At 66.3% G+C, this 23,824-nt stretch carries 25 protein-coding genes; 13 read left to right on the forward strand and 12 right to left on the reverse strand.

The window, feature by feature from the left end:
* Positions 1–8 precede the first annotated feature (8 nt).
* Complete coding sequence (kstD, locus tag ACYVN4_RS17585) at positions 9–1,715, reverse strand: 3-oxosteroid 1-dehydrogenase (protein WP_460722283.1); 1,707 nt, start codon at positions 1,713–1,715, stop codon at positions 9–11.
* A 152-nt stretch (positions 1,716–1,867) separates the two neighbouring features.
* Here kstD and ACYVN4_RS17590 point away from each other — a divergent pair, with 152 nt between their 5' ends.
* Genes ACYVN4_RS17590 through dmpG form a run of 3 tightly spaced genes read left to right on the forward strand, consistent with a single transcriptional unit; the run spans position 1,868 to position 4,681 of the window.
* Positions 1,868–2,653 carry a 2-keto-4-pentenoate hydratase gene (locus tag ACYVN4_RS17590; protein ID WP_460722285.1) on the forward strand — a complete coding sequence of 262 codons (786 nt, stop codon included), beginning with the start codon at positions 1,868–1,870 and terminating at the stop codon, positions 2,651–2,653.
* A 42-nt stretch (positions 2,654–2,695) separates the two neighbouring features.
* The gene (locus ACYVN4_RS17595; protein WP_379354526.1) at positions 2,696–3,604 is read left to right on the forward strand and encodes an acetaldehyde dehydrogenase (acetylating); all 909 of its coding nucleotides are present in this window, start codon (positions 2,696–2,698) and stop codon (positions 3,602–3,604) included.
* 12 nt (positions 3,605–3,616) lie between these two features.
* Positions 3,617–4,681, forward strand: coding sequence for a 4-hydroxy-2-oxovalerate aldolase (gene dmpG / locus ACYVN4_RS17600; RefSeq protein WP_460722288.1), 1,065 nt, complete (start codon positions 3,617–3,619; stop codon positions 4,679–4,681).
* Positions 4,682–4,744: 63 nt separating this feature from the next.
* Here dmpG and ACYVN4_RS17605 read toward each other — a convergent pair whose 3' ends face one another.
* Positions 4,745–5,056 carry a hypothetical protein gene (locus ACYVN4_RS17605; RefSeq protein ID WP_460722290.1) on the reverse strand — a complete coding sequence of 104 codons (312 nt, stop codon included), beginning with the start codon at positions 5,054–5,056 and terminating at the stop codon, positions 4,745–4,747.
* 145 nt (positions 5,057–5,201) lie between these two features.
* On the opposite strand from ACYVN4_RS17605, the gene ACYVN4_RS17610 reads away from it, so the two are divergent.
* The 4 genes from ACYVN4_RS17610 (at position 5,202) to ACYVN4_RS17625 (ending at position 7,930) form a co-directional block, all read left to right on the forward strand.
* Positions 5,202–5,417, forward strand: a complete 216-nt coding sequence (locus ACYVN4_RS17610; RefSeq protein WP_040854392.1) for a type II toxin-antitoxin system VapB family antitoxin — start codon at positions 5,202–5,204, stop codon at positions 5,415–5,417.
* Positions 5,414–5,827 carry a PIN domain-containing protein gene (locus tag ACYVN4_RS17615; protein WP_460722292.1) on the forward strand — a complete coding sequence of 138 codons (414 nt, stop codon included), beginning with the start codon at positions 5,414–5,416 and terminating at the stop codon, positions 5,825–5,827. The genes ACYVN4_RS17610 and ACYVN4_RS17615 overlap by 4 nt, the downstream gene beginning before the upstream one ends.
* A 225-nt stretch (positions 5,828–6,052) precedes the next feature.
* Positions 6,053–6,928, forward strand: a complete 876-nt coding sequence (locus ACYVN4_RS17620) for an NADP-dependent oxidoreductase (RefSeq protein WP_460722294.1) — start codon at positions 6,053–6,055, stop codon at positions 6,926–6,928.
* 69 nt (positions 6,929–6,997) lie between these two features.
* The gene (locus ACYVN4_RS17625) at positions 6,998–7,930 is read left to right on the forward strand and encodes an AraC family transcriptional regulator (protein WP_460722296.1); all 933 of its coding nucleotides are present in this window, start codon (positions 6,998–7,000) and stop codon (positions 7,928–7,930) included.
* 83 nt (positions 7,931–8,013) lie between these two features.
* Here the strand turns inward: ACYVN4_RS17625 and hsaB are convergent, their stop codons facing one another.
* The 4 genes from hsaB to hsaA are packed head-to-tail and all read right to left on the reverse strand — an operon-like array spanning position 8,014 to position 11,566.
* Entirely contained in the window at positions 8,014–8,598 is a 585-nt protein-coding gene (gene hsaB / locus ACYVN4_RS17630; RefSeq protein WP_460722298.1) for a 3-hydroxy-9,10-secoandrosta-1,3,5(10)-triene-9,17-dione monooxygenase reductase subunit, read from the reverse strand.
* A gap of 17 nt (positions 8,599–8,615) precedes the next feature.
* Positions 8,616–9,512 (reverse strand): iron-dependent extradiol dioxygenase HsaC, encoded by an 897-nt coding sequence (gene hsaC / locus ACYVN4_RS17635; RefSeq protein WP_460722300.1) that lies wholly within the window; start codon positions 9,510–9,512, stop codon positions 8,616–8,618.
* 2 nt (positions 9,513–9,514) lie between these two features.
* The gene (gene hsaD, locus ACYVN4_RS17640) at positions 9,515–10,393 is read right to left on the reverse strand and encodes a 4,5:9,10-diseco-3-hydroxy-5,9,17-trioxoandrosta-1(10),2-diene-4-oate hydrolase (protein ID WP_460722302.1); all 879 of its coding nucleotides are present in this window, start codon (positions 10,391–10,393) and stop codon (positions 9,515–9,517) included.
* Between the two features lie 3 nt (positions 10,394–10,396).
* Positions 10,397–11,566, reverse strand: coding sequence for a 3-hydroxy-9,10-secoandrosta-1,3,5(10)-triene-9,17-dione monooxygenase oxygenase subunit (gene hsaA, locus ACYVN4_RS17645; protein ID WP_460722304.1), 1,170 nt, complete (start codon positions 11,564–11,566; stop codon positions 10,397–10,399).
* A gap of 188 nt (positions 11,567–11,754) precedes the next feature.
* Between hsaA and ACYVN4_RS17650 the strand changes: the two genes are divergently transcribed.
* Complete coding sequence (locus ACYVN4_RS17650; protein WP_460722306.1) at positions 11,755–12,984, forward strand: Rieske 2Fe-2S domain-containing protein; 1,230 nt, start codon at positions 11,755–11,757, stop codon at positions 12,982–12,984.
* A complete protein-coding gene (locus ACYVN4_RS17655; RefSeq protein WP_460722308.1) occupies positions 12,984–13,313 on the forward strand; it encodes a hypothetical protein in 330 nt (109 codons plus the stop codon). The genes ACYVN4_RS17650 and ACYVN4_RS17655 overlap by 1 nt, the downstream gene beginning before the upstream one ends.
* On the opposite strand, the gene ACYVN4_RS17660 is transcribed toward ACYVN4_RS17655, so the two are convergent.
* Positions 13,314–13,739 carry a cupin domain-containing protein gene (locus ACYVN4_RS17660; RefSeq protein WP_460722310.1) on the reverse strand — a complete coding sequence of 142 codons (426 nt, stop codon included), beginning with the start codon at positions 13,737–13,739 and terminating at the stop codon, positions 13,314–13,316.
* A 298-nt stretch (positions 13,740–14,037) separates the two neighbouring features.
* Positions 14,038–15,093, reverse strand: a complete 1,056-nt coding sequence (locus ACYVN4_RS17665) for a saccharopine dehydrogenase NADP-binding domain-containing protein (protein WP_460722312.1) — start codon at positions 15,091–15,093, stop codon at positions 14,038–14,040.
* 95 nt (positions 15,094–15,188) lie between these two features.
* Here ACYVN4_RS17665 and ACYVN4_RS17670 point away from each other — a divergent pair, with 95 nt between their 5' ends.
* The gene (locus ACYVN4_RS17670) at positions 15,189–16,100 is read left to right on the forward strand and encodes an AraC family transcriptional regulator (protein ID WP_460722314.1); all 912 of its coding nucleotides are present in this window, start codon (positions 15,189–15,191) and stop codon (positions 16,098–16,100) included.
* Positions 16,101–16,137: 37 nt separating this feature from the next.
* Positions 16,138–16,872: an SIR2 family NAD-dependent protein deacylase gene (locus ACYVN4_RS17675; protein WP_460722316.1), complete on the forward strand. Its 735-nt coding sequence runs from the start codon at positions 16,138–16,140 to the stop codon at positions 16,870–16,872.
* Positions 16,873–16,891: 19 nt separating this feature from the next.
* Here ACYVN4_RS17675 and ACYVN4_RS17680 read toward each other — a convergent pair whose 3' ends face one another.
* A complete protein-coding gene (locus ACYVN4_RS17680; RefSeq protein WP_460722318.1) occupies positions 16,892–17,644 on the reverse strand; it encodes a DUF427 domain-containing protein in 753 nt (250 codons plus the stop codon).
* A gap of 164 nt (positions 17,645–17,808) precedes the next feature.
* Between ACYVN4_RS17680 and ACYVN4_RS17685 the strand changes: the two genes are divergently transcribed.
* Entirely contained in the window at positions 17,809–19,224 is a 1,416-nt protein-coding gene (locus ACYVN4_RS17685; RefSeq protein ID WP_460722320.1) for an amino acid permease, read from the forward strand.
* A gap of 1 nt (position 19,225) precedes the next feature.
* On the opposite strand, the gene ACYVN4_RS17690 is transcribed toward ACYVN4_RS17685, so the two are convergent.
* A complete protein-coding gene (locus tag ACYVN4_RS17690) occupies positions 19,226–19,717 on the reverse strand; it encodes a YbjQ family protein (protein WP_460722322.1) in 492 nt (163 codons plus the stop codon).
* A 338-nt stretch (positions 19,718–20,055) separates the two neighbouring features.
* On the opposite strand from ACYVN4_RS17690, the gene ACYVN4_RS17695 reads away from it, so the two are divergent.
* Positions 20,056–21,555: a zinc ribbon domain-containing protein gene (locus ACYVN4_RS17695; RefSeq protein ID WP_460722324.1), complete on the forward strand. Its 1,500-nt coding sequence runs from the start codon at positions 20,056–20,058 to the stop codon at positions 21,553–21,555.
* A gap of 133 nt (positions 21,556–21,688) precedes the next feature.
* Here the strand turns inward: ACYVN4_RS17695 and ACYVN4_RS17700 are convergent, their stop codons facing one another.
* The gene (locus ACYVN4_RS17700; protein ID WP_460722326.1) at positions 21,689–22,732 is read right to left on the reverse strand and encodes an acyl-CoA dehydrogenase family protein; all 1,044 of its coding nucleotides are present in this window, start codon (positions 22,730–22,732) and stop codon (positions 21,689–21,691) included.
* A 40-nt stretch (positions 22,733–22,772) separates the two neighbouring features.
* Complete coding sequence (locus ACYVN4_RS17705) at positions 22,773–23,816, reverse strand: acyl-CoA dehydrogenase family protein (RefSeq protein WP_460722328.1); 1,044 nt, start codon at positions 23,814–23,816, stop codon at positions 22,773–22,775.
* Positions 23,817–23,824: the final 8 nt, after the last annotated feature.

Consider the following 23,824-nt stretch of genomic DNA (forward strand, 5'->3'; position numbering starts at 1 on the left):
GGGACGGTTCAGGACGCCTGGTCGGCCGTGGCCGGTGCGCTCTGCTTCGCCTTGGCGGCGGCGTCGAGGGCGGCCAGATAGCCGAAGGTGATCGCGGGTCCGATGGTCGCGCCGGGACCGGCGTAGGTGTGGCCCATGACGGGGGAAGAGGTATTGCCCGCCGCGTAGAGACCCTCGATGACGGTCCCGTCCTCGCGCAGCACGCGGGCGTCGTTGTCGGTGATCAGACCGCCCTTGGTGCCCAGGTCGCCGGGGACCATCTTCACCGCGTAGAACGGCCCGACCTCGAGCTTGTTGAGGCACGGGTTCGGCTTGATGGTCTGGTCGCCGTAGTAGCGGTCGTAAGCGCTGTCGCCACGGTTGAAATCGAGGTCCTTGCCATCCGCCACGAACCCGTTGAAGCGCTCGATGGTGGCGGCCAGCTTGTCGGCCGGAACACCGATCTTCTCGGCCAATTCGGCCACCGTCGGGGCGACGACGATCAGGTCGTTTTCCATCCAGCGGGACGGAATCCGCTGGCCAGGCTGCAATCCGGCGAAGATGTACCGGGACCGGTAGCGCTGATCGAACACCAGCCAGCACGGCACGTTCTCGCCCGGACCTTCACCCTGCCCGTATTCGCCGCCGTACATGGTGTGCACTGCCTCGACGTAAGGAGCGGACTCATTACCGAATCGCTGACCTTGCGTGTTGATCATGATGGAGCCGGGCAGATTTCGCTCGGCGAGGCAGAACCAGGGCTTGCCTTCGCCGCGGAAGGTGGTCGGACCCCACCAGGCGTCGTCCATGAACGAGATATCCGCGCCCGCCTCGATGCCCGCCCGGATGCCGTCGCCGGTATTGGCGGCCGCGCCCGTGGTCCACTCGGTGGTGATGGGCTCGCGCTGGTACTTGTGCCGCATGTCGGCGTTGTGCTCGAAGCCGCCGCTGGCCAGGATCACGCCGTGCTTGGCGGTGAAGCGGACGGTCTCGCCGTTCTGCTCGGCGTCGACACCGGTGACCACACCGTTCTCGATCACCAGTCCGGTGAGCGGAGTGTTCAGCAGCACCGGCACATTCGCGTCCAGCAGGCCCTTGCGCAGACCCGCGATGATGGCCTGGCCCATGCCGACCAGCGCCTTGCCGGTGACCTTGCCCCACGCCCAACGGGTGCCGACGCGCAGCACGCGCGCGATGCCGACCGGGTGGCGGCGAATCAGGTTGAGCTTCTTGTAGTCCGCCTGCATGACGACCACGTTCAGCGGAGCCTTGGAGTAGGCGGGCTCCAGGTTGAACCGTTCCGCGCCCAGCACCTTCAGGTTGAACGGCTTGGGCTCGCAGCTGCGGCCGTCCGCCTTGCCGCCCGGTGCTTCCGGGTAGTAGTCGGAGTAGCCGGGTACCCAGCACATCTTCAGCGCGGAGTGGTCGAGCACGTAGTCGAAGGCTTCCGCGCCGCGATCGATGTAGGTATCGATCTTCTCCTTGGGCACCACGTCGCCGATGATGCTGTAGAGGTAGGTCCGCGCCTCGTCGAGGTCGTTGCCCTTGCCCGCGGCCTTGAGCACCTTGTTTCCGGGAATCCAGACGCCACCGCCCGAACGCGCGGTAGAACCGCCGTAATGAGCGGCTTTTTCGATGAGCACCGTGCGCAGACCGTGGTGCGCAGCGGTGAGGGCGGCGGACATCCCGGCGGCACCACTGCCGACCACCACCACGTCGTAATCCCGATCAGTCATGTAGAACACGTTATAGAATCAATCCTGGTTTGGTCTATGTTGGTCTGGCAGATGGGACTGCTGAAGCGATGTTCTTCACAAAAACTCGTTTCAATTTCTAGTCTCGTAACCACTGGGCCACCGGCCGGTACCCCCGATGGAAGGAACACAGCGTGCTGACCGACGCGCTACGCAAGGAACTCGCGGACGAACTCGCTGCGGCGGAGCGGACGCGGCTGCCCATCGACCCGCTGGCCGCGCGCTACCCCGAGATCGACGTGGTCGACGCCTACGAGATCCAGCTCATCAACATGCGCCAGCGCTTCGACGGCGGGGCGAAGGTGGTCGGCCACAAGGTGGGCCTGTCCTCCAAAGCCATGCAGCAGATGATGGGCGTGGACGAACCCGACTACGGGCATCTGCTCGCGGAAATGGAAGTGTTCGAAGACGTTCCGGTCGACACGTCCAAGTACCTGTTCCCGCGCGTCGAGGTCGAGGTCGGCTTCATCCTGGGCGCGGACCTGCCGGGCGAGGACTGCACCGAGGAGGACGTGCGCAAGGCCACCGTCGCCTACGCGCCCTCGATCGAGCTCATCGACACCCGCATCAAGGACTGGAAGATCGCCCTGTGCGACACCATCGCCGACAATGCGTCCTCCGCCGGATACGTACTCGGCAAGCAGCGGGTTTCCCCGGATCAGTTGGACATCAAGAACATTGATGCCGTGCTGACCCGCAATGGCGAGGTCATCGCCGAGGGCCGCTCGGATGCCGTGCTCGGTGATCCGACCATCGCGGTGGCGTGGCTGGCGCGCAAGGTCGCCCAGTTCGGTGTGCGGTTGAAGGCGGGCGACATCGTGCTGCCCGGCTCCTGCACCCGCGCCATCGACGCCCGCCCGGGCGACGAGTTCATCGCCGAGTTCGCTGGACTCGGTTCCGTCCATTTGGGTTTCGCGTAAGCGACCCGAGCGATACACATCTTCACCGAGTAGGAGAAAGCCGTGACTGGAAGCAAAGTCACCGCCGCGATCGTCGGGTCCGGCAATATCAGCACCGATCTGCTCTACAAGCTGCTGCGTTCGGACAAGATCGAGCCGCGCTGGATGATCGGCATCGACCCGGATTCCGAGGGGCTCAAGCGGGCTCGCGGCCTGGGCCTGGAGACCTCCGCCGAGGGCGCGGACTGGCTGCTGGCACTGCCGGAGAAGCCGGACCTGCTGTTCGAGGCGACGTCCGCGTACGTGCACCGGGCCTACGCGCCCAAGTACGCCGAGGCGGGCATTCGTGCCATCGACCTCACTCCCGCCGCCGTCGGCCCGGCCGTGATTCCGCCGGTCAACCTCGACTCGCTGCGTGACGAGATGAACGTCAACATGATCACCTGCGGTGGCCAGGCGACGATTCCGATGGTGCACGCGGTTTCTCGCGTCGTGCCCGTCGAGTACGCCGAGATCGTGGCGTCGGTGTCGTCCGTGTCGGCCGGTCCCGGTACGCGCGCCAACATCGACGAGTTCACCAAGACCACCTCCGCCGGTGTCGAGACCATCGGTGGGGCGAAGCGCGGCAAGGCGATCATCATCCTGAACCCGGCCGAGCCGCCGATGATCATGCGCGACACCATCTTCTGCGCGATCCCGGAAGACGCCGACCGCGACGCCATCACCGAATCCGTGCACCGCATGGAGAAGGCGATCCAGCAGTACGTGCCCGGCTACCGGTTGCTCAACGAGCCGCAGTTCGACGAGCCGTCGCTGGTTTCCGGTGGCATGGCGAAGGTTTCGATCTTCGTCGAGGTCGAGGGCGCGGGCGACTTCCTGCCGCCGTACTCCGGCAACCTCGACATCATGACCGCGGCCGCCACCCAGGTGGGCAATGTGCTGGCCGATCAGATCCTCTCGGCTCGGGTGTAAGGAGAACCGATAATGACCAATCCCAATGTCCCCAAGCCGTTCTCGGCCGACCTCGACATCCGCGTCACCGACACCAGCCTGCGTGACGGCTCGCACCACAAGCGCCACCAGTTCACCGTGCAGGAGGTGCGCGACATCGTCGGCGCGCTCGACGCCTCCGGTGTGCCGGTCCTGGAAGTCACCCACGGTGACGGCCTCGGCGGTTCCTCGTTCAACTACGGTTTCTCGAAAACCCCTGAGCAGGAACTGATCAAGGCCGCCGCGGAGACCGCCAAGCAGGCCAAGATCGCCTTCCTCATGCTGCCGGGCGTCGGCGTCAAGGAAGACATCAAGATCTCGCAGGACAACGGTGCGTCCATCTGCCGCATCGCCACCCACTGCACCGAGGCCGACGTCTCCATCCAGCACTTCAACATGGCCCGCGACCTCGGCCTCGAGACCGTCGGCTTCCTGATGATGGCCCACTCCACCACCCCGGAGAAGCTGGCCAAGCAGGCCCGCATCATGGCCGACGCGGGCTGCCAGTGCGTCTACGTCGTCGACTCCGCCGGCGCCCTGGTCCTCGACCAGGTCACCGACCGCGTCTCCGCCCTCGTCGCCGAACTCGGCAACGACGCCCAGGTCGGCTTCCACGGCCACGAGAACCTCGGCCTCGCCGTCGCCAACTCCGTGTACGCGGTCCGCGCGGGCGCGACCCAAATCGACGGCAGCGCACGCCGTTTCGGCGCGGGCGCAGGCAACCTCCCCGTCGAAGCCTTCATCGGCGTCTGCGACAAGCTCGGCATCAAGACCGGCGTCGACTTCTTCGCGGTGACGGATGCCGCCGAAGACGTTGTCCGCCCGGCCATGCCGAGCGAATGCCTCCTCGACCGCCAGGCCCTCATGATGGGTTACGCGGGCGTCTACTCGTCGTTCCTCCGCCACGCCGAGCGCCAGGCGGAACGCTACGGCGTCTCGGCAGCCGAAATGCTCGTCCGCGCCGGCCAGCGCAAGCTGGTCGGCGGCCAGGAAGACCAACTCATCGACATCGCCCTGGAACTCCAGCGCGAAAAGGAAAAGTCAGCCGCCAACGCCTGACCCGTATCCCCTCACTGGGCCGCAACCAACTCCGGTTGCGGCCCAGCGTCGTTCAATGCTCGGTCAGGAAGCCTTGCGGTGTCGGTACTCTTCGACGGCCGCGAGCAATACCGAGATCGGAACCGTATCGGTCCCGCTCCCGAGGCTTGCCACAGCTGCCTCGATTGCCTCCCTCAGCCACGCCCCGGTGCTGATGCCTCGCGAGCGAGCCTCAGCTCGCGCCGCTTCGAGGACCGGCACCGGGAGTCGGACGCTGTAACCGGCCAACGCAGCAGGCTCCGGCTCGGAGACATATTCGATCGTCCCGGCCGCCTCGGCCGCGGCAATCTCGGGATCAGCGCCATGGGTGTCGTAGTGCTCACTGGGATCTCCCATATGGCCGAATGTATCACGATTGAAATACAATTCAACGGTTCGGGGCACCATGCAGCCGTGCGGGTCGGTTTCGAGTCGTGGATCGCGACCTTGATGCATCTAGCCTGATATCATTGATTCACGTTTGTATATCTGGAGGTGGCTCATGGCTCGGACTGTGATCGACCTGGACGATCAGTTGGTCGCCGATGCGTCCAAGGCACTCGGGACAACGACGAAGAAGGACACCGTGAATGCGGCCCTTCGGGAAATTCTCGAGATACGCCGCCGCGCGGTCGCGCTGACGCGGCTACAAGAGTTGGTCGCCGACGGGGCGATCGACGTGGAGATATTCGAGGACAAGCGGAACTATCGCCGATGAACGGCGCGCAGTTCCTCATCGACACCAGCGCCTTGGTCCCGCTGTTGCGTCAGGAACCGGAGGGTGTGGTGTGGCAGCGTGTCGCCGCCGCCGGGCTGATCGCAATCTGCCCGATCACCGAACTCGAGTTCTTCTACAGCGCGCGTTCGACTGCCGATCGTGAGGCGCTGATCGAGCAGATCCGAATTCTGTTCGGCTGGGAGCCGGTCGACGATCGCGCATACCAGCGGGCATGGGAAGTGCAGGCAGAGTTGACGAGTCGAGGGCAGCACCGCAGCGCAGGGCCGGTGGACCTCGTAGTCGCGGCCACCGCCGAATTGCGGGGCCTGACCTTGCTGCACCGCGACCGCGACTTCGATTGCATCGCAGCGATAACCGGCCAACCACATCGTCGCCTCGGAACGCCCTGACTTCGTCAGTGTCCGGGCGGGCGGGGGAGCGGACGCACGAAGTGTCTTGATGTGTATACGTGCGGATAAAAAGACGAGACTTCGGGCCATTCAGAGTCTTGTTGGAGGTGCCTAACGTAGTCATTGTTCGGTTCGAGGGACGGGCCGAGGGACTGCTTCTGGGAGATGAAGACGATGCGTGCGGTGATTCAGAAGAGCTTTGGTGGGCCTGAGGTTCTCGAGGTTGTGGAGGTTGAGAAGCCGGAGTTGTTGTCGGGGGAGGTGCTGGTTCGGGTTAAGGCCAGTGCGGTGAATCCTGTTGATATTGCGGTTCGTTCGGGGGCGTTCCCGTTGCTGGGGCAGCCGCCGTTCGGGGTTGGGTGGGATATCTCGGGTGTGGTCGAGGAGACCGGGCCCGGGGCGCGGTACGAGGTGGGGGAAGAGGTTTACGGGATGCCGTTCTTCCCGCGAGCCGCAACGGGTTACGCCGAGTATGTGGCGGTGCCGTCGCGGCAGCTGGCACGGAAGCCGAAGTCGCTGAACCACGTTGAGGCGGCGGCGTTGCCGCTGGCGGTGCTGACCGCGTGGCAGGGGCTGGTCGACAAGGCCGGGGTCAAGCAAGGGGATCGGGTGCTGATTCACCGGGCTGCCGGTGGGGTCGGGCATCTGGCCGTCCAGATCGCAAAGGCCAAGGGTGCGTATGTGATCGCGCTGGCCAGTGCGGGCAAGCATGACTACGTGAAGAGCCTCGGTGCCGATGAGGTGATCGATTATCGGACAACCGATTTCACCGAGGCCGTCAAGGATGTCGACATCGTGTTCGACTCCGTTGCCGATGGGGCGCGGTCGCTTTCGGTGTTGAAGCCCGGTGGGGTGTTGGTGACGATTCTCGAGCACCCGAGCGCTGAGCTGGAGAAGACCGTGAAGGAGTCGGGTCGCCGGTTCGCCGGTGTCTCGGTGGAGCCGGATTACTGGGCGCTCGAGCAGATCGCGGAATTGGTGGACGCCGGGAAGATTCGGCCGACCATTGCCGAGACGCTGCCGTTGGAGGAGGCGGGGAAGGCGCACGAGATCGTGGCTTCGGGGCAGACCGTGGGCAAGGTTGTGCTCACCGTCGCGTGAGGTGCGGGCGAATAATCGGGGCGGGATCCGGGTTGTATCGCGCGGGTCGGCGGTTGAAGGAGAGCGGGCATGGATGTGCTGAGTGAGGCGTTGGCCTCGATGCGGACGGGTGCGCCGAATTCGGTGCGCACCGATGGCCGGGCACCCTGGGGACTGCAGCTGCCGTCGACCGCGGGTGCCGGATTCCATGTGGTGCTGCACGGCACCTGCTGGTTCTATCCCTCCGAGGATCCGGCCCAGGCAATCGCCATGAGCCCCGGTGACGTGGTGTTCGTGCGGGACGGGTCGGGCCACATCCTCGCCGACCACCCGGACACCACGCCGGAGATCCCGCGGCCCGAGCAGTACGTTCATCTCCCGCCGGTGGGGGTGCTGCAACTCGGCGGGGACGGTCCCGCCACCAGCCTGCTGTGCGGGAACTATCACCTCGACGGGCAGCGCCCGCATCCACTGCTGCGGCAACTGCCCGACGTGATCTACCTGCCCGCCCGGCACGGCCGTCACCCGGAACTGGCCGCCGCGATCCACCTGCTCGGAGCGGAGCTCGACAATCCGCGCATCGGCTCGCACGGCATCGTGCCCGCGCTGATCGATTCGTTGCTGCTCTACATCCTGCGCGCCTGGATCGAGGAGCAGCCGCAGTCGGAAGCCGTGGGATGGGCTGCGGCCCTGCGTGATCCGGCGGTCGCCCCGGCCCTGGCCGCCATGCACGACGACCCGGCCGCACCCTGGACCGTGCAATCGCTGGCCGACCATTCCGGCCTGTCGCGGGCTGCGTTCGCCCGCAAGTTCAATGCCATGGTCGGCGAACCGCCCCTGGCCTACTTGACTCGCTGGCGGTTGACCACCGCCGCGCAGCTGCTCCGCGAGGACGATCTGGCCATCGAAAAGGTGGCCGCGCGAGCGGGTTACAGCTCCGAGTTCGCCTTCGGCAAGGCGTTCAAGCGCGAATACGGCCTGGCCCCTGGCCAATACCGGCGGCAGGCCAAAGCCGCCGCCTGACTTTGTACACAGGCGGAAAGGCCCCTGTGGATGAATTCCACAGGGGCCTTTCGCTTATCGCCTGGGTTCTGGAGGAACCCGCCTCACAGCCACGTATCGAGCGTCGTGGTCGTGAGGAAGTGTTCGAGGTCCGCGCGCCAGGGCGCGGGCGTGGTCTTCTCCGGTTCGATGGCCGTGTATTGGCCTCGATAGAAGAGCAGCGGCCTGCCGGAGTCGGTGGACTCCGACAGGGCCTGGACACGACCGATCACGATGTAGTGATCGCCGCCGTCGAGCACGTTGTCCACAGTGCACTGGATCGTGGCCAACGCGCCGTCGAGCACCGGGAGCCCCAGTTCCGAGGTGTGCCAGTCGATTCCGGCGAACTTGTCGGGTTCGCGGGAGCCGAAGCGGGCGCACACCGGCTGTTGTTCCTCGGCGAGCATGTTCACGGCGAAAGAGCCGTTGCGTTCGATCGCCGCCCAGGAGCGGGACTCCTTGGTGGGGCAGAACAGCACCAGCGGCGGATCGAGGGACAGGGCCGCGAAGGACTGGCACGCGAAGCCGATCGGCTCACGCGCGTCACCCTCGCCGTCGAAGGTGGTGATGACGGTGATGCCGGTGCAGAACTGCCCCAGCACATTCCGGAACTGCCGCCCGTCGATGACGGGTTGTGCGTCGGTGGTCATACCCCTGTCCGTTCTCGCTACTTGAATCCGACGGTGAAGTCGTGACCCCACAGGCTGACCGCGGTGGATTCCCGCGGCACATAGGTGTGGTCGTCGACTTCCAGTCCCTCGCAGCCGAATTCGATATCGAATCCGCCCGGTGTCTTCATGTAGAAGGAGAGCATCTTGTCATTGATGTGTCGACCCAGCGTGGCCGACATCTTGACCTTCTTGCGATTGGCGCGATCCAGGCAGAGGCCGACATCGTCGGAGTTCTCCACCTCGACCATCAGGTGCACGATGCCGGTCGGGTTGGGCAGCGGCAGGAACGCCAGCGCGTGGTGGCGCGGGTTGCAGCCGTAGAAGCGCAGCCAGGCCGGGTCGCCGTCGGCGGGACGGCCCACCATCTGCGGGGGCAGACGCATGGAGTCACGCAGCCGGAAGCCCAGCACGTCCTGGTAGAACGCCTGCGCCGCAGCATCATCCGTGCAGGTGAGGACGACATGGCCCAGACCCTGCTCGGCGGTCACGAACTTGTGGCCGTACGGGCTCACGAAGCGGCGGCCCAGGTACTGCGCGCCGTAGTACGCCTCGAGGGTGTTGCCGCCCGGATCCTGGAACCGGATCATGCCCTCGACGCGACGCTCGGCGAGCTCTTCCTTGCTGCCCTCGGTGAAGGCGACCCCGGCCTTGGCCAGGGTCTCGCGCAGCGACTGCATGCTGCGGGCGTCGGTGACCTCCCAGCCCGAAGCCTGCAGGCGGTCGTGCTCACCCGGGACGATGACCAGTCGCGCGGCGTAATCGTCCATGCGCAGGTAGAGCGCGTCCGGGTTGAGTCCGGAGCCCTCCATCATGCCGAGCACCTTGAGCCCGTATTCGCGCCAGGCCGCCATATCGGTGGCCTCGATGCGCATATACCCGAGCGCCTTGATCATGCTTACTTCTCCTTGACGCCGAGCAGGAAGTCGGTTGCCAGGCGGTTGAATTCGTCGAACTTCTCCAGCTGTGCCCAGTGTCCACAGCCGCCGAAGACATGCAACTGCACGCGCGGGACCATCTTCAAGGCCACGAGCGCGCCGTCGATCGGGTTCACCCGGTCTTCGCGGCCCCAGATCATGAGGACCGGCTGGCGCAGCTTGAACGCGTCGCGCCAGATCATGCCCTTGGCGAAATCCGGTCCGGCGAACGACTTGCCCATGGCACGGGTCGCGGCCAGCGACTCCGGCTGGCTGGCCGAGGCGAAACGCTCCTCGACGAGTTCCGGCGTGATCAGCTTCTGGTCGAAGACCATGATCCGCAGGAACGCCTCCAGGTTCTCCTTCGTGGGTTCGAAGTTGAACTTGGACAGCAGCTTCACGCCCTCGGTGGGGTCCGGCGCGAACAGGTTGGTGGACAGGCCGCCGGGGCCCATCAGCACCAGCTTGCCCGCGCGGTCCGGGTAGTCCAGCGCGAAGCGGGTGGCCGCGCCGCCGCCGAGCGAATTGCCCAGCAGGTGCACGCGATCGGTGATCTCGAGGTGATCGAGCAGATCCTTCAGCGCCGAGGCCGAGTGCACGAAGTACTGCGGGTGCTCGGTCGGCTTGTCCGACTGCCCGAAGCCGGGCTGGTCCACGGCCAGGACGTGAAAGTCCTTGGCCAGCACCGGAATGTTCTTGGCGAAGTTGGACCAGGATGATGCGCCCGGGCCGCCGCCGTGCAGCAGCACGATGGTGGGGCCGTTGCCGACGCCCGCCTCGTGGTAGTGCAGCTTGAGGTCCGGTCGCACCTGCGCGTAGCGCGAGGTGGATTCGAAGGTGATTTCTTCCACAGCAGTCATGGATTACACCATCGTGTCGGTGATCGGGAGCCCGAACGCGTGCGTGCCGTACATGACGTAGGCGCGCTCGGCGTCATTGGCCGCGTGCACCCGACCGGCGTGCGCGTCACGCCAGAAGCGCTGCAGCGGAGTGCCGTTGGCCAGGGCGGTGGCGCCCGACGCCTCGAACAGCTTGTCGATCGACGCGACGGCGCGGCCGGTGGCGCGCACCTGGTCACGACGGGCGCGGGCGCGCACGTCGAACGGCACGTCCTCGCCGCGCAGCAGGTAGGCGTACTCGTCGGCGACATTGCCCGAGAGCTGACGCCAGGCGGCGTCGATGTCACTGGCGGCCTCGGCGATACGCACCTTGCCGAACGGGTCGTCCTTGGCCTTCTCGCCCGCGTACGCGGCGCGCACGCGCTTGCCCTGGTGCTCGACGTGGGCTTCGTAAGCGCCGTAGGCCATTCCGACGATCGGGGTCGAGATGGTGGTGGGGTGGATGGTGCCCCACGGCATCTTGTACACCGGATCGGTGTTCTGCTCCAGGCCCGGAGCCGTCAGCTCGCTCATGGCGCGGAAGCTGAGGAAGCGGTGCCGGGGCACGTAGACGTTCTCGACCACGATGGTGTTGGAGCCGGTGCCCTTGAGGCCGACCACGTTCCACACATCGTTGATGGTGTACTCGCTGCGCGGGATCAGGAACGAGCCGAAGTCCACCGGCTTGCCGTTCTTGATCACCGGTCCGCCGACGACCACCCAGTCCGCGTGGCCCGAGCCCGAAGACCAAGCCCAGGAACCGTTCACGGTGTAGCCCTCGCCGTCCTCGGTCACCACGCCCGCGCCCATGGGCGCGTAGGAGGAGGAGATCCGGACGTCGGTGTTCTCGCCCCAGACCTCTTCCTGCGCGCGCTGATCGAACAGCGCCAGGTGCCAGTTGTGGACGCCGATGATGCCCGCGACCCAGCCGGTGGAACCACACGCGCTGGCGATCTTGCGGACGGTGTCGTAGAAGACGACGGGATCGGCCGCGTAGCCGCCCCACTGCTTGGGCTGAAGCAGCTTGAAGAATCCGGCGGCCTCGAGTTCCTTGATGGACTCCTCGGGGATCTGGCGCAGATCCTCGGCCTGCTGGGCGCGTTCACGCAGGGTGGGCAGCAGCGCCTCGACCCGCTCAACTACTTCTTGCGTCATCTCGCCAGTTGCTCCTGCCTGGTAAGCGGTCTTCGTGTGCCCCTGAGAGTAGAACACGTTCTTATTCCTGTCGAGAACGTGGTGCTGAGGCGGCTTTGGACGACCCTATCCAGGTAGTTGGTCCTATCGCTGGATAACTGCCAGCCAATTTTGTAACGTGTTCTAGTACATCCATAGGAGGATCAACGATGGCGACATCCCCCCAGGGGCCCCGCGGGAAGGTCCGCGAGATCGACGTGGGCTCGATGCCCACCCGGTTCGCGAGGGGCTGGCACTGCCTGGGCCTTGCCAAGGACTTCCGCGACGGCAAGCCGCACGCGGTCAATGTATTCGGCACCAAGCTGGTTGTTTTCATGAACAGCCAGGACGAGCTGAAGGTGCTGGACTCCTACTGCCGCCATCTGGGTGGCGACCTCTCCATGGGTGAGGTCAAGGGCGATTCCATCGCGTGCCCGTTCCACGACTGGCGCTGGGGCGGCGACGGCAAGTGCACCGGCATTCCCTACGCGAAGCGCGTGCCCCCGCTGGCCCGCACCCGCGCCTGGACCACGCTCGAGCGCAACGGACAGCTGTTCGTCTGGCACGACCACGAGGGCAACCCGCCGCCGGACGAGGTGACGATCCCTTACATCGAGGGGCCCTTCACCAATGCCGACGGCACTCCCTCGGAGGCGCTGAACGACGGCTGGACCGAATGGACCTGGCACTCGCTGCTGATCGAGGGCGCCAACTGCCGCGAGATCATCGACAACGTCGTGGATATGGCGCACTTCTTCTATATCCACTACGCCTTCCCGACGTACTTCAAGAACGTCCTCGAGGGCCACGTCGCGACGCAGTACCTCAAGACCGCGGGCCGCCCCGATATCGGGCAGGCCGCCGAGGCGGGCATCGATGTGACGCTCGAATCCGAGGCGTCGTACTTCGGGCCGTCGTACATGATCAACCCGCTGCTCAATATCTACAGCGGCTTCCAGGTCAAGACGGTCCTGATCAACTGCCACTACCCGGTCACGCAGAACTCCTTCATGCTGCAGTGGGGTGTCGCGCTGGAGAAGCCGAAGGGGCTGCCCGAAGAGCAGGCCCAGGCCTTCGCCGCCAAGATGACCGAGGGCGTGTCCGAGGGCTTCCTGCAGGACGTCGAGATCTGGAAGCACAAGTCCAAGATCGACAACCCGCTGCTGACCGAGGAAGACGGGCCGGTCTACCAGCTGCGTCGCTGGTATGACCAGTTCTACGTGGACGTCGCCGATATCGACCCGAAGTCGGTGCAGCGCTTCGAATTCGAGATCGACACCACCAAGGCCGTCGAATCCTGGACCGCCGAGGTCGAGGAGAACCTGCGCAAGAAGCGTGAAGCCAAGGAAGCCGAAGCGGCCGTGGCCGACGCGGCGTCCTCGGAGGAGGCGGGAGTCTGATGACCAGCTGGGCGAAGGCACCGGATTTCGCGGACCGTCCGGAACAGCGTGACCAGGTGCGCGCCCAGACGGTCCTGGACAAAGAGCACTACATGGAAGCCGGCATGACACCGATCGCGTGTCAGACCTGCGGGAACCAAGTGCTCGTGCGCAAGCACTCCAGCAACCAGAAAACCGTGCAGTGGCAGTCGGATCCGGCCGCCCGCTGCCCGGTGTTCCAGAAACTGGCCGAGAACGGGCCCATTATGGGCAAACCCGACTCGTGCCCGAACCTCGAGAAGACCATCGAGCACGCCGTGGCCGAAGGTCTCCTCGAAGTCGACCAGTAGCTAATCCAGCCGGAAATCGGCGAAATCGAAACCGGGGGAGACCACGCAGCTCACCAGGCTGTAGTGGTCTCCCGCCGGTTTGGCGGCCTGGCTCACCCCACCGGGGACCACCGCCGAGGGGCGCTGCCCCTGCTCGACATCGGGACCGAGGACGATCTCCTCACCCCCGATGTTCAGCAGCAGCGGCCCACCTCGATGCCAGAACCAGATCTCATCCGACGCCACGGTATGCGGCGCAGACTTCTCACCCGCCAGCAGCAGGTAATAGATAGCCGTCCCACTGCTCCTCGGTCCCGCATACCCCTCCGGCTCGAATTCCACTCCGCTACGCCAGGTTTCCCGAAACCACCCACCCTCGGGATGCGGCTCCAGATCCAACTCCACGGCCAACTTCGGACGATCGTCACGCGGCTCAGAGGCGCTCATACACCCACTGTATTGCCCGCCGCGCGGGCACACCGCTCAGCACGGTCGTCAGGCACACCGACCTGCCGCCCGCCGCGCGGCTCCACGGAGCCCACTCTCGGCCGTACCGCGAGACAACCCTGGCATCTCGCCGCGCCTGCACAGTAAAAATGCCGGGGCACACCGGAACTCGGTAGATGGCGGTGCCGTCTGCCAGCCGCACGACGCTTCGGCCGCCATCGGCCCGGCCGCCTCGAGATTGTCGCCGTTTGCGCGAGCCGGTCGGTGTCGGCTCGCGGTTGCCAGGCAGCCGGTTCCGCTACGACGTGATCTGCCAGGTGATGCCGTGGGGCGCGAGCGAATCCAAGAACTCCGCGGCGTCGAAAGCCTCGGCCGGGGCCAGTGCGCCCGGCTTGGCGGTGCCGTCGGCCAGGCGTACCGCTGCCTCGACCGCGATCAGACCGGAGTCGCGGTAGGAATCCACGCCGCTGAGCACTCCGCGCAGGGTCCGGCCGTCCGCGCCGCGAGCATCGACCACCGTGTCGTAGCGCAGATCCGCGTCGGGACCGGGCGCTACGGGCAGGCTCGCGACCAGTTCGGGGTTCAGGCCGGTGACCATGGTGCGGAAGGACTTGTCGACCGCACCCGTGACCGCCACGGCGGCGGTGTGGCGCGGAATGGTCAGGACCGCCGCGAAGGCGAACTTGGCCACCTCCGTCGGTTCGCTCGCGCCGGGCCGCGGGACGGGCGCGAGTTCGACCGGGCCGGTGCGGAATTCGCCGTCGGCATAGTGCCAGCCACCGGACCGGAACCAATCCAGGCTGGCCAGCAGGGTTTTCGCGCTGCCGCGGGAACCCTCCCCGGCGGCGCGGCTGTGATGGCTGATCACGAATTCCGCCGGGCCGAGGCGGCGGGCGATGAGACCGGCCAACAGGTCGGCGGGGACGTTGCTGTCGGTGACGCCGGAAAGGATTGTCACCCCGGCTGTTTCGGCGCGCGGGCCGTACTCGTCGAAGGCGCGGCGGGTGAATAGCTGCTCACCCGAGATGTCGACGTAGTGCGCGCCCGCCTCGATGGCGGCGGACAGGACCTGTTCGCCGATGTCCACGTATCCGGGCAGGCTGCTCACGACCACGTCCGCGCCGGTGAATGCGGCGGTCAGGGCGGCGGCGTCATCGGTGGCGGCGATCCGGATCTCGGCGTCGGGCAGCCCGGCGGCGTCCGCCGCGGCGCGCAGGCGATCGGTGTTGCGGCCCACCAGGATCGGGGTCAGGCCGCGGCGGTGGAGGTCGGTGAGGAGGTAGCCGCCGGTGTGGCCGTTCGCGCCGTAGACCGCGATGACCGGCTGCTTCCGCTGTGCTTCGCTGTTCGTCATGATTCAAAGTTATGGGCTGGTCATGAGCATTTGAATGGCTGAATTGCTCACTCTGATGTCTGAAACGCTCATCGTCTGATCGGTATGGTGAACAGGTGGACATCCTCAGCGAGACCATCGCCGCCATTCGAACCGGCAGCCCCGCCTCCGGGCTGTTCATCCGGCACGCGCCCTGGGGGCGGCGCTATCCGAAGGTGCCCGGCGCGGGATTCCATGTGGTGCTGCAGGGTTCGTGCTGGGTGCGGCCGCCGGACGGGGAACCGATCGCGCTCGGAGCCGGAGATGTGCTGTTCATGCCACGCGGCGAGGTGCACGACATCATGGATGCGCTCGACACCCCGGTCACCGAGCTGGCGATTCCCGGTGAGCCCCGGGAACTTCCCGGGCCGGGGGTGCGCGCGGTATTGGTGTGCGGGGCTTACGGACTCGGCGGCCAGCGCAGCCATCCGCTGCTGGACGAGCTGCCCGAATTCATTCACCTGCCCGCACGACCCGGACGGCATCCGGCGCTGCGCTCCGCGGTCGATCTGCTCGCGTGCGAGATCGCCGAACCTCGTCCGGGCACCGACGCCGCCATCCCGGCTCTCCTCGACACCCTGCTGCTGTTCATGCTGCGCGCCTGGTTCGACGAGCAGCCGTCCCCGACCGGCTGGGCGGGCGTCTTCGGTGATCCGGTGGTGACGGATGCCCTGCGCGCGATTCATGCTGAGCCGCAACGGGCCTGGACCGTCGCCGAACTGAGCGCAGTCGCGGGCGTCAGCCGGGCCACGCTGGCGCGCCGCTTCCTCGGCACGGTCGGTGAACCGCCGCTGTCCTATCTGACCCGGTGGCGCATGCTGACCGCCGCCCGCCTGCTGCGCGAGACCGACGCCGCGCTCGCATCGATCGCCCGAAAGGTCGGCTACCAGAGCGAATTCGCCTTCGCGAAGGCGTTCAAACGCGAATACGGGCTCGCCCCCGGCCATTACCGGCGCGCCGACGAGCAGCCCGAGGTCCTCGCGGTGTGACCGGCCCCGCCGCCGGAATCGGCATAGGGTGGGCAGAGTGACGGACTGGCGTGCACGCAAGGGACCGATCGGGGTTTTGACGGGAGCGGGAATCTCGACGGACTCCGGGATCCCGGATTTCCGTGGGCCGCGCGGGACTTGGACCAAGGATCCGATCGCGGAGCTGCTGTCGACCTATCAGAACTATGTGGCCGATCCGGAGCTGCGGGTGCGGGCCTGGTTGGCGCGCCGGGACAATCCGGCCTGGCAGGCGACTCCCAATTCGGCGCACGAGGCGCTGGTGCGGCTGGCCGGGCAGCGGCAGGTCGGGATCATCACGCAGAACATCGACCGGTTGCACCAGCGTGCCGGATCCGATGACGTGGTGGAGATCCACGGCAATATGTTCGAAGTCGTCTGCATCGACTGCGATTTCACCGATTCCATGGCCGCGACCCTGCAGCGGGTCGCCGCGGGCGAGCCGGATCCGATCTGCCCGCAGTGCGGCGGCATCCTGAAGGCGGCCGTCATCATGTTCGGCCAGCAGCTCGACACGACCGCCATCCGCGCCGCCGTGCAGATCGCCGAGAGCGCGGAAGTCTTTCTGGCCGTGGGAAGTTCACTGCAGGTCGAGCCCGCCGCGTCGATGTGCGCGGTGGCGGTGGACGCGGGGGCCGACCTCGTCGTGGTGAACAACGAGCCGACCCCCTACGACGAATACGCCGCCGAGATCGTGCGCGACCCGATCGGCGAGGCGCTGCCCCGCCTGGTGTCGGAGATCCTGGGGGACTGAGGGTTTCGGTGACCGAGGCTCAGCTGAACGGCGTCTTGGGTCGCGGCTGCAGTTCGCCGTCGATCCAGATGTCGACCTGCTCGTTGTAGAAGCAGGCCATTCCGGCGATCTTCTGGCTCTCGGGCAGCGGCATGCGGTAGATCCAGACCAGGTCCGGGTAGGCGGTTTCGGCCAGTTGCACGTTCCAGTACTCCGCGTGCCCCTTGTACGGGCATGAGGTCTGCGTGGTCGATGGCCGCAGCAGCTCCATGTGGACATCGGTGAGCGGCAGGTAGTAGCGCGCGGGCAGACCGGTCTCGAACAGGATGCGCGGGGACCGCGAGTCGGCCAGCGTCACGCCGTCCAGCTCGACCCGGACGTGCCGGGAGCTGCCCAGAATATCCACCCGGGTGTAGGGGTCGCGCGGGTGGACGTAGATCGGCTCGTCTTCCTCGAACCATTCGTCCATGGCGGCGAAGTCCAGCTTCACCAGGTCGCGCAGTTCCTCGATCGGGGAGTCGAGGTGGCGGACGGCCGCGCCCGCGGCGGTGATGCCGTCGGCCACCACATCGAACTCGGTGCCGTCGCCGCGGCTGGGGGAGTGACGGAGATTGCCGTTGGGTTCGAGCTTCGCGCGCAGGTCGGCGACCGGCAGGTAGTAGGTGGGGTAGTGCGGGGATTCCCATACCAGCGTCGGGTGGGTGCTGTCGGCGGCCAGGTGGCCGCCCAGGTAGGCGCGCACCCGCTTGGCGCTCGGTTCGACGCGTACCCGGCCACGCTGTGTCTCGGTCATACCTCCCGACGGTACCCCCGGGATGGAAACGGCTGGCGGCGAGTGGGTTTCGCGTATTCGTGGCATACCGGGCGGGAGCGGCGCCGGAGGCGATTTTCCCCGGCTGACCTGCCTCGATATGGTGTTCTGGCAACACTGGAGCAACTCAAGAAGGTGGCGGTCAGATGTCGGAACCCGACAGTGCCCAACTGACGGAAACGGGCGAGCAGCAGGGGCTGCGGACCGGACTCCGCCGACGGCACATGACCATGATCGCCATCGGCGGCGCGATCGGCGCGGGCCTGTTCGTCGGCAGCGGCTCGGTCATCAAGACCGCCGGACCCGCCGCCATCCTGTCCTACGCCGCCGCCGGGCTCGTCGTGCTGTGCGTGCTGCGAGCGCTCGGCGAAATGGTGGTGGCCCGACCGGTCGCCGGATCCATGGGCGAGTACGCGCGCATGGCCATGGGACCGTTCGCCGGATTCACCGTCGGCTGGCTGTACTGGTACCTCTACGTGATCCTGGTCGGAGCCGAGGCGGTGGCGGGTGCGGCCATCCTCGGCAGCTGGATCGACCTGCCCCAGTGGACGCTCTCCGCCGGACTGCTCGTTCTCATGACCGCGGTCAATCTGGTGTCGGTCAAATCCTTCGGCGAGTTCGAATTCTGGTTCGCGTCCATCAAAGTCGTGGCCATCGTGCTGTTCCTGGTCATCGGACTGGCCTGGGTGTTCGGGCTGTGGCCGGGCGCGGACGCGGGCTTCGCGAATCTCACCCAGCACGGCGGCTTCGCGCCCAACGGTGTCGGCGGCATCTTCTCCGCGATCGTGGTGGTGATGTTCGCCTTCGGCGGCACCGAGATCGTGACCGTGGCCGCCGCCGAATCCAAGGAGCCGGGCCCGACCGTGGCCCGCGCCACCAACAATGTGCTGTGGCGGGTCGGCCTGTTCTACGTGGCCTCGATCTTCCTGGTGGTGACCATCCTGCCTTGGAACGACGCCAAGGTCCTGAAGAGCCCGTTCGTCAGCGCGCTCGACCACGTCGGCATCCCGGCCGCGGGCACCATCATGCAGGTCGTCATCCTGACCGCGGTGCTGTCGGTGCTGAACTCGGCCATCTACGTCTCCTCCCGCATGCTCTACGTCCTCACCCGCGACGGCGACGCCCCCGCCTCCCTGGTGAAACTCAACAAGCGCGGCGTCCCCGCCCGAGCCGTCCTGCTCGGCACCGTGGCAGCCTGGGCCGCCGTCATCGCCTCCTACGTCTCCCCCGACAAGGTCTTCACCTTCCTGGTGAACTCCATCGGCGTAGTCCTGGCCTTCGTCTACGTGGCAATCATGTTCTCCCAGCTCCGACTTCGAGCCCGCCTCCGTCGCGAAGACCCCTCCGCCCTCACCTACCGCATGTGGGGCTACCCCTACATCAGCTGGGCCGTCATCATCGCCCTCTTCGCCGTCTTCGTGGCCATGGCCCGAAACCCCGACCAGCGCAACCAGTTGATCGCCTCCACCATCAGCCTCCTGGTGGTCATGGCCATCTACCCCCTCCGCGCCAAACTCGGCCGCAAGGCACCGGTCCGCGAAGTCGAGGTCCTACACCACTGACCTACTTGTCGAGGGGCTTGATGATGACGGCGGTGCCGTAGGCGGCGACCTCGCTCATGGTGTTGGCGATCTCGTTGCAGTCGAAGCGCATGGCGATGACCGCGTTCGCGCCGTAAGCCATGGCGTGCTGGCACATCCGTGTGACGGCTTCGTGGCGGGACTGGTAGAGCAGCTGCGTGTACTCGTGGATCTCGCCGCCGCCCAGCGCGCGGAATCCGGCGGCGAAGTTTGCGCCCAGGCCGCGGCTGCGGACGGTGAGGCCGGCGACTTCGCTGATGACCTGGGTGATTTCGTAGCCGGGGACGTCGTTCATGGTGGAGACCAGGATCGGGAATTGGGGGCCCGGGGCCTGCTGTTGGGGCTGCCCCTGCTGCGGATAAGGGGCTTGGCCCTGTGGGGGATAGGGCTGCTGGGCCTGCTGCGGGTATCCGGGCTGCGACTGGCCTTGCTGCGGGTGGGGGTACTGCCCTTGTGGCGGCATGGGTTGGTTCATGAGCGGGATCGTACGGGTCGAAATGGAACGCGGACCGCACCCGACGGGTGTGGTCCGCGAACGGCGGGCGAATCGGTTGACGCTGCCGAAGCAGTCGCCGTCGACGGCGGTGACTCGAGTGCTGCCACAGGTTCACGTATGAGGCCAAAGGCGCTAGTCGTCTGAGCAACGCATTGCGGCACACCGAGATTCACGACGAAACGGGCGATTCTCGGCGGATATCAGCAGTTTCGAACAAGCATTCGATCCGATGGCTAGTGTTCTGTCTTGTGGCCATCGCTAACTCAGTGCGTACGTATCGGCTTCCGACAACCGCGAATCGCGGGAAGCTCGACGCGGTGGCGGCTGTACTGCCTTGGTGGCAGCGAGGGTTGGTGCACCTGCAATACATCCAGGTTCGCAAAATGAAGGCAGGCATGGCCAAACTTGGTTGGCTCGATCCCCAGGAGACCAAGTCGTTGCCGTCCTATTTGTCTCAGCGGCAATGGAGATCGATCGTCAGTCAGGTCAACGCTGTGCTGTTGGCCTGGCAAGAGATGGCAAAATCCGGTCTGCGAAAGGTGATTCACGCTCTTCAGTTGGAGGACAACGAACTTCGAGAGCAGCTGTACCGCATCAACGCACGCAAGGCTTGGTGGTCGGCTGTATGCGTGCTCGATGCCAAGCATGGAGTGACGGTCTCCGAGGAGGCGCTTCGCATATCCACTCGGTTGGCGGACGATTGGCTGCGAAAGCATCCGTTCCCCAACCTCTCCAAGGTCCGCACCATGGCGATGGACGGGACGGTCGCAGCAGTCTCCGTATCGAATAAGCCCCATGCGGACTACTGGGTGAAAGTAACTACACTCGAGAGGCGCAAACCAGTATGGATCCCACTGCAGGGTTACGACTACTTCAACGACGCCCCGGGGCAGGTGCGCAACTTCTGCCAGATCGCGGTGAGCGAGAACGGTGAGGTCTCCTTCACCCTGGCGAAGAAGTTTCCGACCGTCCGGCTACGTGTCGAGGGCGAATCCGTAGGTCTGGACTGGGGATTGAGGAACACCTTCACTACCAGCGAGGGTGATCGTCTCGGGCAGGGGCTCTATCGCTGGCTCTGCCTGCGGGACGAAGAACTCAACAGCCTGGCGGCCGCGTTGCAGAGCCAGGGCGTTCGACTCCGTCACTCCAAACGATATGTGCGGCTGAACCGCCGCATCCGCGAGCATGTCCGTAATGAGGTCGGCCGAATCCTCAACCGTTTGGCAGGCCAGGACATCAAGGAAATGGTTGTGGAGGAGTTGGACTTTCGGATGGGCGGGCTCTCGAGGCGGCTCAACCGGATCATGAGCAGAGCAGGCCGAGCGGCCGTACGTGCGAAGTTGGAGTCGCTGGTCGAGACTAGCGGGATCGTAGTCACCAAGGTCAATTCGGCTCACACGTCGCGTTGCTGCTCTGGTTGCCGCTACGTCGACCAGAAGAACAGGGTCTCCCAGGAGCGGTTCTTGTGCCGCTTTTGCGGTAAGAAGGTCCTTGCTGATATCAATGCCGCTCGCAATATCCTTGGACGTTCCCGGGATCTGGGCGGTATGCGTGATCTCTCCAAGGAGCAAGTCCTTGCTGAGATGGATCGGTCTTTTCGCGATCGTTGGCGAATCGAGCCGATCTCTCTTCGCGAGCGACCCCGACGCGGTCGCAGTACCGCTACGCCGTCCGAACAACGGCGTCAATCGAGGAGGCGGAGTGACCGCTCCATGACTTCGAATACTGCAGAAGCCGTAGTTGTACGACCAACAACGAGTGGATCAGGTTATTCGGCGGGCGGCGCACCGAAAAGCCCTGTGTTCCAGCTGAAGTGATCCGGATTGCCGCAGCCACGAATGCCGCGATCAAGTCTGCCAGCCTGAAGGTAACGACTCAGGCCAGGATCGGGGCTGCGGCTCCGATCCCAGCCCGGGCGTTGTTGGGATCCTGCGGCGAACGGGACCGGAGCTAAGCCGGGCGGGCCAGGGGTCGTGCGGGCGTGCCGAAGAGCTGGGCATCGGCGTGGGCGCGCTTGAAGAACAGGTGGGCGTCGTGTTCCCAGGTGATGGCGATGCCGCCGTGCATCTGGACGGTTTCCGACACCACCGAGTTGAAGGTGTCGATGGCGTGCAGGCGGGCGGCCTGGATGTCGATCGGGTCGATCGCACCGTCGGCGAGGCCGGCGATGGCCAGGTAGGCGATCGAACGGGTCGACTCCACCAGCACGTACATGTCGGCCATGCGGTGCTTGAGCGCCTGGAAGCTGCCGATCGGCCGACCGAACTGCACGCGCGACTTGGAGTACTCGACGGTCATGTCGAGGCACTGCTCGGCCGCGCCGAGCTGCTCGGCGACCACTGCCGCCCAGGCGATTTCACGCAACCGGGTGACATCGAGCGTACCGAGCGACCGCGCCGCGACCGCGTCGAAGTCGATCCGCGCCAGCTTGCGGGTCGGATCCTGGGTGACGACCGCGGTGCGGGTGACGCCCGCGGCATCGCCGTCCACCTCGAACAGGCCCGCCTCGGTCAGCACCAGCAGGGTGTCTGCATGCACGCCGTCGAGGACGTAATGCGCAGAGCCGGAGATGGTTTCGCCCGAAGGGATGACCCCGAAGGAGTCCCAGCCGCGCGCCCCGGCCCAGCACAGCGCCAGCGTCCGCGTGCCCTCGGCGACCTCGGGCAGCAGCCGCTCGTTGGCCTCGGTGTTCCCGGCCAGCAGCAGCGCCTGCACACCCAGCACGGCCGACCCGAGCATGGGCGGCGCCGACAGCGTGCGCCCGAGTTCCTCGACCACGAGCAGGGATTCGACCAGGCCGACCCCGACCCCGCCGAACTCCTCCGGAATCGCCAGCGCCGCAACGCCGACCTGCTCGCACAGCAGCGACCAGAGCTGTTCGTCGTACCCGCGCGCGCTCTCCAGCCCGCGCCGCATGGCCGCACTGTCGCCGTGCTTGGTCAGCACCGCGCGCACGGTCGTGACGAGTTCCTGCTGTTCGGCAGTGAGGCTCATGCCTTCGCTCCCCTGTCGTAGAAGTGATTCGAGTCGCCACTCATGCGACGTTTCCGGCGCGCAGAGCGGTGGCGATGCGGGCGCGGTGCTGGGCGGGGGTGCCCCAGGCCGAGCGCAGCGCGGTGACCTTGGTCAGCCACAGCGACAGGTCGCATTCGGCGGTGTAGCCGATCGCGCCGTGCACCTGCAGGGCGATGCGGGCGGCCTGGTAGGCGGCCTCGCCGCAGGCCAGCTTGGCGGCGGAGATGTCGCGGCCGCGAGTCTCGCTGTCCGCGTTCGACTCCAGGGTGAGCGCGGCCCGGTAGAGCAGGGGCAGCGCCATTTCCAGGCCGATGTGAGCGTTGGCGAGGTGGTGCTTGATGGCCTGGTTGCGGCCGATCGGGGTGCCGAACTGCTGGCGCTGCTTGACGTACTCGACGCTGGTGTCCACCAGCGCCCGGCCTGCGCCGAGCAGCTGCGCTGCCGCGGCCAGGGCGGCGGTGTCGAAGGCCAGATCGATGGCCGCGGCGACACCTTCGCCTTCGGCCAGGGTCTCGCCCGCGGTCACGGTGAACAGGCGGCGGGCCGCGTCCACCGAGGTCACCAGGTCACCCGCGGTGCCGAGCGCGACCCGGTCGCCCTCGGCGATCAGCACCAGGTCGGCGATGTCGGCGTCCAACGCGGTGGCCGCACCCGCGGACCGGCCCGCGTTGGCCCCGGCGGCAGCGGTCACGGCCAGCGTGCCCAGCTTCGCGCCCTCGGCCAGCTCCGGCAGCCGCTCGGCGGCGAGCGCCGAATCCGGAAGCGCCTGCAGCAGTGCGGGAATCGCGGCGGCGGTCTCCACCAGCGGACCCGGCACGGCGGCCCGGCCGATCTCGGTGAAGGCCACGATCATCTCGACCGGGCCCGCACCGAACCCGCCGTTCTCCTCGGTGACGGTCAGCCCCAGTGCGCCCGCCTCGGCCAGCTGGCCGATCAGTGCGCGCCCCGCGGCGGAATCGCCGGTGCCCCAGGCCCGGACGACACCGGGCGTCTTGGCGGCCTCGCTCATCTTGCGCAGGCTGGCGGCGAAATCGTTCTGTTCTGCGGTCAATGCGAATCGCATGTCGTCGT

The organism is Nocardia heshunensis (genome assembly GCF_054782115.1).

Excerpts from the sequence above, each read along its gene's own strand:
- hsaB (WP_460722298.1), bottom strand. The coding sequence starts at position 8,598 with ATGACCACCGACGCACAACCCGTCATCGACGGGCGGCAGTTCCGGAAT.
- ACYVN4_RS17650 (WP_460722306.1), top strand. The coding sequence starts at position 11,755 with ATGGCGACATCCCCCCAGGGGCCCCGCGGGAAGGTCCGCGAGATCGAC.
- hsaD (WP_460722302.1), bottom strand. The coding sequence starts at position 10,393 with ATGACTGCTGTGGAAGAAATCACCTTCGAATCCACCTCGCGCTACGCG.
- ACYVN4_RS17605 (WP_460722290.1), bottom strand. The coding sequence starts at position 5,056 with ATGGGAGATCCCAGTGAGCACTACGACACCCATGGCGCTGATCCCGAG.
- ACYVN4_RS17625 (WP_460722296.1), top strand. The coding sequence starts at position 6,998 with ATGGATGTGCTGAGTGAGGCGTTGGCCTCGATGCGGACGGGTGCGCCG.
- ACYVN4_RS17680 (WP_460722318.1), bottom strand. The coding sequence starts at position 17,644 with ATGACCGAGACACAGCGTGGCCGGGTACGCGTCGAACCGAGCGCCAAG.
- hsaA (WP_460722304.1), bottom strand. The coding sequence starts at position 11,566 with ATGACGCAAGAAGTAGTTGAGCGGGTCGAGGCGCTGCTGCCCACCCTG.
- ACYVN4_RS17660 (WP_460722310.1), bottom strand. The coding sequence starts at position 13,739 with ATGAGCGCCTCTGAGCCGCGTGACGATCGTCCGAAGTTGGCCGTGGAG.
- kstD (WP_460722283.1), bottom strand. The coding sequence starts at position 1,715 with ATGACTGATCGGGATTACGACGTGGTGGTGGTCGGCAGTGGTGCCGCC.
- ACYVN4_RS17685 (WP_460722320.1), top strand. The coding sequence starts at position 17,809 with ATGTCGGAACCCGACAGTGCCCAACTGACGGAAACGGGCGAGCAGCAG.
- hsaC (WP_460722300.1), bottom strand. The coding sequence starts at position 9,512 with ATGATCAAGGCGCTCGGGTATATGCGCATCGAGGCCACCGATATGGCG.
- ACYVN4_RS17705 (WP_460722328.1), bottom strand. The coding sequence starts at position 23,816 with ATGCGATTCGCATTGACCGCAGAACAGAACGATTTCGCCGCCAGCCTG.
- dmpG (WP_460722288.1), top strand. The coding sequence starts at position 3,617 with ATGACCAATCCCAATGTCCCCAAGCCGTTCTCGGCCGACCTCGACATC.
- ACYVN4_RS17700 (WP_460722326.1), bottom strand. The coding sequence starts at position 22,732 with ATGAGCCTCACTGCCGAACAGCAGGAACTCGTCACGACCGTGCGCGCG.
- ACYVN4_RS17655 (WP_460722308.1), top strand. The coding sequence starts at position 12,984 with ATGACCAGCTGGGCGAAGGCACCGGATTTCGCGGACCGTCCGGAACAG.
- ACYVN4_RS17610 (WP_040854392.1), top strand. The coding sequence starts at position 5,202 with ATGGCTCGGACTGTGATCGACCTGGACGATCAGTTGGTCGCCGATGCG.
- ACYVN4_RS17690 (WP_460722322.1), bottom strand. The coding sequence starts at position 19,717 with ATGAACCAACCCATGCCGCCACAAGGGCAGTACCCCCACCCGCAGCAA.
- ACYVN4_RS17665 (WP_460722312.1), bottom strand. The coding sequence starts at position 15,093 with ATGACGAACAGCGAAGCACAGCGGAAGCAGCCGGTCATCGCGGTCTAC.
- ACYVN4_RS17615 (WP_460722292.1), top strand. The coding sequence starts at position 5,414 with ATGAACGGCGCGCAGTTCCTCATCGACACCAGCGCCTTGGTCCCGCTG.